5 protein-coding genes and 4 pseudogenes are annotated in these 5,696 nt (G+C 47.1%); 5 read left to right on the top strand and 4 right to left on the bottom strand.

The genetic code is table 11. The features are described from left to right. Nucleotides 1-122 precede the first annotated feature (122 nt). Nucleotides 123-347, bottom strand: a pseudogene (locus tag D7S44_RS23225) (IS30 family transposase); the annotation flags it as partial. Next, a pseudogene (locus tag D7S44_RS23965) lies at nucleotides 344-424 on the bottom strand (hypothetical protein); the annotation flags it as partial. The pseudogenes D7S44_RS23225 and D7S44_RS23965, both read right to left, overlap by 4 nt. A gap of 2 nt (nucleotides 425-426) precedes the next feature. Between D7S44_RS23965 and D7S44_RS23220 the strand changes: the two are divergent. Beyond that, entirely contained in the window at nucleotides 427-681 is a 255-nt protein-coding gene (locus D7S44_RS23220; RefSeq protein WP_024555336.1) for a hypothetical protein, read from the top strand. Between the two features lie 567 nt (nucleotides 682-1,248). On the opposite strand, the gene D7S44_RS23210 is transcribed toward D7S44_RS23220, so the two are convergent. After that, nucleotides 1,249-2,003, bottom strand: a protein-coding gene (locus tag D7S44_RS23210) for an IS1 family transposase (RefSeq protein WP_120458511.1) whose coding sequence is annotated in 2 segments (ribosomal slippage) — nucleotides 1,249-1,697 and nucleotides 1,697-2,003 — 756 coding nt in all. Because the reading frame shifts where the segments join, the coding sequence is not laid out codon by codon here. A 24-nt stretch (nucleotides 2,004-2,027) separates the two neighbouring features. On the opposite strand from D7S44_RS23210, the pseudogene D7S44_RS23205 reads away from it, so the two are divergent. Beyond that, a pseudogene (locus D7S44_RS23205) lies at nucleotides 2,028-2,420 on the top strand (transposase); the annotation flags it as partial. Nucleotides 2,421-2,765: 345 nt separating this feature from the next. On the opposite strand, the gene D7S44_RS23200 reads toward D7S44_RS23205, so the two are convergent. Continuing rightward, nucleotides 2,766-3,368: a DUF6448 family protein gene (locus tag D7S44_RS23200; protein ID WP_016246540.1), complete on the bottom strand. Its 603-nt coding sequence runs from the start codon at nucleotides 3,366-3,368 to the stop codon at nucleotides 2,766-2,768. 228 nt (nucleotides 3,369-3,596) lie between these two features. Between D7S44_RS23200 and D7S44_RS23195 the strand changes: the two genes are divergently transcribed. From D7S44_RS23195 to D7S44_RS23185, 3 genes and pseudogenes are all read left to right on the top strand, one after another. After that, nucleotides 3,597-4,736 carry a helix-turn-helix domain-containing protein gene (locus D7S44_RS23195; protein ID WP_024555186.1) on the top strand — a complete coding sequence of 380 codons (1,140 nt, stop codon included), beginning with the start codon at nucleotides 3,597-3,599 and terminating at the stop codon, nucleotides 4,734-4,736. 46 nt (nucleotides 4,737-4,782) lie between these two features. Then, nucleotides 4,783-4,857: pseudogene (locus D7S44_RS24225) on the top strand (IS6 family transposase); the annotation flags it as partial. A 79-nt stretch (nucleotides 4,858-4,936) separates the two neighbouring features. After that, nucleotides 4,937-5,644 carry an IS6-like element IS26 family transposase gene (locus D7S44_RS23185; protein ID WP_120458510.1) on the top strand — a complete coding sequence of 236 codons (708 nt, stop codon included), beginning with the start codon at nucleotides 4,937-4,939 and terminating at the stop codon, nucleotides 5,642-5,644. Nucleotides 5,645-5,696 lie beyond the last annotated feature (52 nt).

The following is a 5,696-nucleotide window of genomic DNA, read 5'->3' as shown; positions in this document are numbered from 1 at the left end:
TTATAGTACCGCAGTCTCTCCCCTTTATTTTTACTGAAGAGCAGACAGAAACCATAAATACCGGCTTTGACATGCCGGGGAAGTCCTTATAGTACAATAATTTTCGATATCCAAACTGACCCCATTTTGGCTGACAAACCAGCTCGTATCTCCTCGCGCTCAGACAGTGTCAGGTGAGCTACAGCCCGCTTACGCTCATGGGGTTTTATGCCGCCAGTATCCCTTAACATAGTGAAGATCGTTCCGGGTTTTGAACCCAGGATATTCGCTATTTCACTGAAGCCTGTTCCGTTCTTCCATAGTTCAAAAACAGAGGCTTTTTCCTCTGCTGTAAATGTTCGTCTCATTCAAAAAACCTCCGCAACCCCATGTTTTCACATAACTGTTGCGTTGACCAATTGAATCTACAATCATGTTTTTTATGGTGTGAGATTAAGTGAGATTCTTTTTCCTACCAGTGAATATGGCACAGATGCTTTCTTTAAAGAATTTGAATTAATTAACAGTGTAATACTTCCATTAGTAATATTTGATTTTATAGACCGAAAGCCGATCATGGTTATCGGCTTTGAGGAAGTGCCTGGGATTGATTCACTTATTGACTCTGGTATGGAAGTTGTTTTGTTAGATGGTTTAAGCGATCTGCTACTGGTTGAAAAACTGATGCCATTGTTTGATTAAATCCCTGGAAATACATGTTACCCATTCGTATTAATGCATTTTACACGAACGATGTTTATTCCATTTACCTGTTTTCATAACTTCTCCCCTACGGAGAACTAACCAAACTGATCTGCATCTATGATCTTAATTATATAAAATTTGGGGGGCGTGATTCTAATGTCCTCATTGTATTGGTAACAATCTTTTTTTCATCGTTTTTATTTTGATATTTAATATTGCTCTCAATTGATTTTTACCATTTCTTCATTCAATGATATGAGCGTCAAATTGATTAGATAATGGTGATTTTTACCCTCTATCATCAAAGCTTGTGAAGCTATTAATATACAAAAAATTTTCAGTCGTTTTTCTATTGTCTCACATATTTTTAAGAGAGAATCTGTATGCTGTTCGCCATTCACTTATGTAGGCCACTTCGTACTAATCGCTTCAATCTAAAGAACTTCACTTTTCCTTAGCGTTTGTTATCGCAGAAATTCCCACGGAACCCCTAAGACGGTAAAAGGGGTGCCGGCGTACAATCCCTAAAAGATATTAAACGAAATTTTGGGTAATGACTCCAACTTACTGATAGTGTTTTATGTTCAGATAATGCCCGATGACCTTGTCATGCAGCTCCACCGATTTTGAGAACGACAGTGACTTCCGTCCCAGCCTTGCCAGATGTTGTCTCAGATTCAGATTATGTCGCTCAATGCGCTGAGTGTAACGCTTGCTGATAACGTGCAGCTTTCCCTTCAGGCGTGATTCATACAGCGGCCAGCCATCCGTCATCCATACCACGACCTCAAAGGCCGACAGCAGGCTCAGAAGACGCTCCAGTGTGGCCAGAGTGCGTTCACCGAAGACGTGCGCAACAACCGTCCTCCGTATCCTGTCATACGCGTAAAACAGCCAGCGCTGACGTGATTTAGCACCGACGTAGCCCCACTGTTCGTCCATTTCAGCGCAGACAATCACATCACTGTCCGGTTGTATGCGCGAGGTTACCGACTGCGGCCTGAGTTTTTTAAGTGACGTAAAACCGTGTTGAGGCCAACGCCCATAATGCGTGCACTGGCGCGACATCCGACGCCATTCATGGCCATATCAATGATTTTCTGGTGCGTACCGGGCTGAGAGGCGGTGTAAGTGAACTGTAGTTGCCATGTTTTACGGCAATGAGAGCAGAGATAGCGCTGATGTCCGGCAGTGCTTTNCTGTAGTTGCCATGTTTTACGGCAATGAGAGCAGAGATAGCGCTGATGTCCGGCAGTGCTTTTGCCGTTACGCACCACGCCTTCAGTAGCGGAGCAGGATGAATCGCCAGAAGTACCCATTTATCACTGTTTTCCCTGTGCATGCCTTGTCACTGGCTCGCGATGGATCCGTGCATGCTTGCCTCATTGGGTGATAACCGCGACCAGTTTAACAGCGTTGAAAAACTCAAAACTATACAGGCATTGAACCAGTAACCGAGCGAAGCGGCCAAAATCCAGGGGACACTGGCGTTGGCAGTATGCGAAGTTCGTCTGACAGACATTTGTGGAATGGACTGCGAAGACGTGTAACTCATCATACTGGGCCAGACTTTATTACTCGAGCCAGCGTGAGCGTGAAAAAGGGAAATCGCATCAATCAGCTATCCGGGCTCTGGCGTTTAAATGGATAAGGATCCTTTACCGCTGCAGGAAGACCAAACCCGGTACGACGAAGTGAAATATTTGCTGGCACTGAAACTCTTACTGAAACCATAAAATGCTTGTCGAATGTCTCAGGCCGTGATCGGACATTGATGATAGAATGTTTGCACCAGTTGGCGCTATCTCCAATAAAGGTGACGCCGTTGGGCTGGTCATTGACCATGATTTTAGTCGTTTCGTTGCAGTGACGTAGGGCAAAGCTGAGGCCCTCGGTTCAGACCAGAATCCCGCTCCCTGTTTATCAATATATTATGGTTGTCTAGCCGAAGCTAACCGTCACAACGATGCTCCTGAAACGTTCAGTATCGTTCAACGGTTAGCACGGTGAGCTGCGTTTTCGCACAGCCTTAGCGTCGCGGTTCAGAGATGCCGTAAAGGCATCTCTGAAGGGCATGATGATTAGTGCTGATGCTCCGTATCGGGCGCTCTACCCTCCGCCATTTTGTTTATTTCCTCGACAAAATGTATGTAGTGAATGTAGTCTTTTACATATTCGCGTCCCTGCTTAACCGATTGATTCGCCTGCTGCTTACTGAGTTCGGCTTTGGTAAATTTTTCCCGGATAGCATGCTCAATGTTAGCGGTCACCTTTGCCACCAGGCTATCAACACTGTTGGTGCGAAGTGCGGCATCAGCCTCTTGTACAATAACAGGAATATGACCTGCCGATTTTACACCGGTAAACGATGCACCTTCCGCTTCACGGTGAATACGTACCAGGGTGGTAAAAAGCTTTTGCTGGGCCTTTTCCTGAGAGGTTTGACTGCTGCCTTGTTTACTCATTGTTTCGTCAAACGCCTTTCTGACGTCATCTTCACGGTTTTCTGGTACCCATTTTAATAATGGGGTAACATCACGCGCCTGAAGGGCGCTTTTAGCCTCGGTGATCACAGGCCCATCCATGCTGTCGCAGTGGGCAAACGCCGTTGTGCTTACGGTCATTCCCGCAAGGAACATAATGCTTGCGCACAGGGATGTTCTGGTCTTTTTCTGCTTTTTCATATTAATACTCCGGGGTCTCTTTCGACCTGTTCATCTGCTTTTTTGTGTTTAAAGGAGGCAGAATTTCAGTCCTCTGCCGATTTGGTTGCAGAGTACTGGCGAGTAACCCGGGAGTCGTTCGAATTGATAAATTCGAACGTATGAAACGTAAAGTCGAACGTTCTGCTGACACGAAGCGTGTGTGGCGTCCGTTTCTCATATCTCGTTTTAAATTGTTGGTGCTCGTGCATGCTGAATGATCTATCTGTTTTTCTTCTGGCAGCAGGAATGATGCAGGCTGCATTGCTCTCTGTTTTTCTTCTTTTGCCGTCTAACATCATACAAGTCAGCAACCGGCTATTGGTGATCGTTCTGCTGACCCTTGCCGCCGGTTTTGGTGAACTTTTCCTCTATGGTAGCGGCGTGAGTTTTTTACACCCGAACTACGCCTATATCGGTACGCTTATCTCTCTGCTTCAGCCACCGGCCATCTATCTGTATACCCGTTCGCTGATGTATCGCCATTTTCGAATCCGGCCAGCTCATGCTGTACACTTAATCCCGTTTGCTACTGGCCTTATTGTGTTTTTCACGCTGTACGTTCCGTTATCTGACTCAGCAAAAATAACGCTCTTACAGCAGCAGGATTTACCGGGCATGCCAGTATCACTGCCCCTTGCATTGGCCTATCACGGGGTATTTCTCGGCTGGCTTGGCTATTCCCTCAGACGTTTGCGGTCATTTAATTCGGATATTCAGCATCTTTATTCCGATATTGCCCGCCAGCAAATGCTCTGGCTCCGCTTCCTGCTGTCAGGTTATTTGGGACTTTGGATAGTCAGTATTATTTGCTGCCTGTTTTTCTATCTGTTCAGGCTAACCGATAAAACGAGTTGGGTACTGCCCGTTGTCAGCATAGCGGGGTTTGCATTTATTAATACGTTATTAGTTTGTGCGCTGCGGCAACCCGCTGCGTTTATGGGGCTAACGCAGGCAGATGAAATCCTGCTGGAGAATATTCAGCCGGTTAAAGCACCGCAGTTACGGGGGGCTGAACAGGTGGATAAGGTGGCAGAATTTATGCACCGGAATCAGCCGTTTCTGGATTCCACCCTGTCCTTAAGCCAGCTTGCGCATCAGTTAAAACTCTCGCCGCACGATCTGTCAGCCATTATCAACAACGGGTTTCAGCAGAATTTTTTTACGTTTATCAGCGAGTACCGAATAGAGCACGCTAAAAAACTCCTGGCAATGCCGGAAGATAAGCGGACCATTCTTGATATTATGTATTCCTCAGGCTTTAACTCTAAATCGGTCTTTAATACCGCGTTTAAGAAGCAAACGGGTTTAACGCCTTCAGAATATCGGCGGCGGCACTGTTGCAAATAGTCGGTGGTGATAAACTTATCATCCCCTTTTGCTGATGGAGCTGCACATGAACCCATTCAAAGGCCGGCATTTTCAGCGTGACATCATTCTGTGGGCCGTACGCTGGTACTGCAAGAACGGAAGAGCGTCGTGTCGGNGGCACTGTTGCAAATAGTCGGTGGTGATAAACTTATCATCCCCTTTTGCTGATGGAGCTGCACATGAACCCATTCAAAGGCCGGCATTTTCAGCGTGACATCATTCTGTGGGCCGTACGCTGGTACTGCAAATACGGCATCAGTTACCGTGAGCTGCAGGAGATGCTGGCTGAACGCGGAGTGAATGTCGATCACTCCACGATTTACCGCTGGGTTCAGCGTTATGCGCCTGAAATGGAAAAACGGCTGCGCTGGTACTGGCGTAACCCTTCCGATCTTTGCCCGTGGCACATGGATGAAACCTACGTGAAGGTCAATGGCCGCCGCTGGGCGTATCTGTACCGGGCCGTCGACAGCCGGGGCCGCACTGTCGATTTTTATCTCTCCTCCCGTCGTAACAGCAAAGCTGCATACCGGTTTCTGGGTAAAATCCTCAACAACGTGAAGAAGTGGCAGATCCCGCGATTCATCAACACGGATAAAGCGCCCGCCTATGGTCGCGCGCTTGCTCTGCTCAAACGCGAAGGCCGGTGCCCGTCTGACGTTGAACACCGACAGATTAAGTACCGGAACAACGTGATTGAATGCGATCATGGCAAACTGAAACGGATAATCGGCGCCACGCTGGGATTTAAATCCATGAAGACGGCTTACGCCACCATCAAAGGTATTGAGGTGATGCGTGCACTACGCAAAGGCCAGGCCTCAGCATTTTATTATGGTGATCCCCTGGGCGAAATGCGCCTGGTAAGCAGAGTTTTTGAAATGTAAGGCCTTTGAATAAGACAAAAGGCTGCCTCATCGCTAACTTTGCAACAGTGCC

Source organism: Pantoea piersonii (genome assembly GCF_003612015.1).
Taxonomy (GTDB): Bacteria; Pseudomonadota; Gammaproteobacteria; order Enterobacterales; family Enterobacteriaceae; genus Pantoea; species Pantoea piersonii.
The sequence above is the reverse complement of the archived record's forward strand: the minus strand, read 5'-3'. Positions and strand labels throughout refer to the sequence as shown.

Coding starts and splice junctions, on each gene's coding strand:
- D7S44_RS23200 (WP_016246540.1), bottom strand. CDS start 3,368: ATGAAAAAGCAGAAAAAGACCAGAACATCCCTGTGCGCAAGCATTATG.
- D7S44_RS23195 (WP_024555186.1), top strand. CDS start 3,597: ATGCTGAATGATCTATCTGTTTTTCTTCTGGCAGCAGGAATGATGCAG.
- D7S44_RS23185 (WP_120458510.1), top strand. CDS start 4,937: ATGAACCCATTCAAAGGCCGGCATTTTCAGCGTGACATCATTCTGTGG.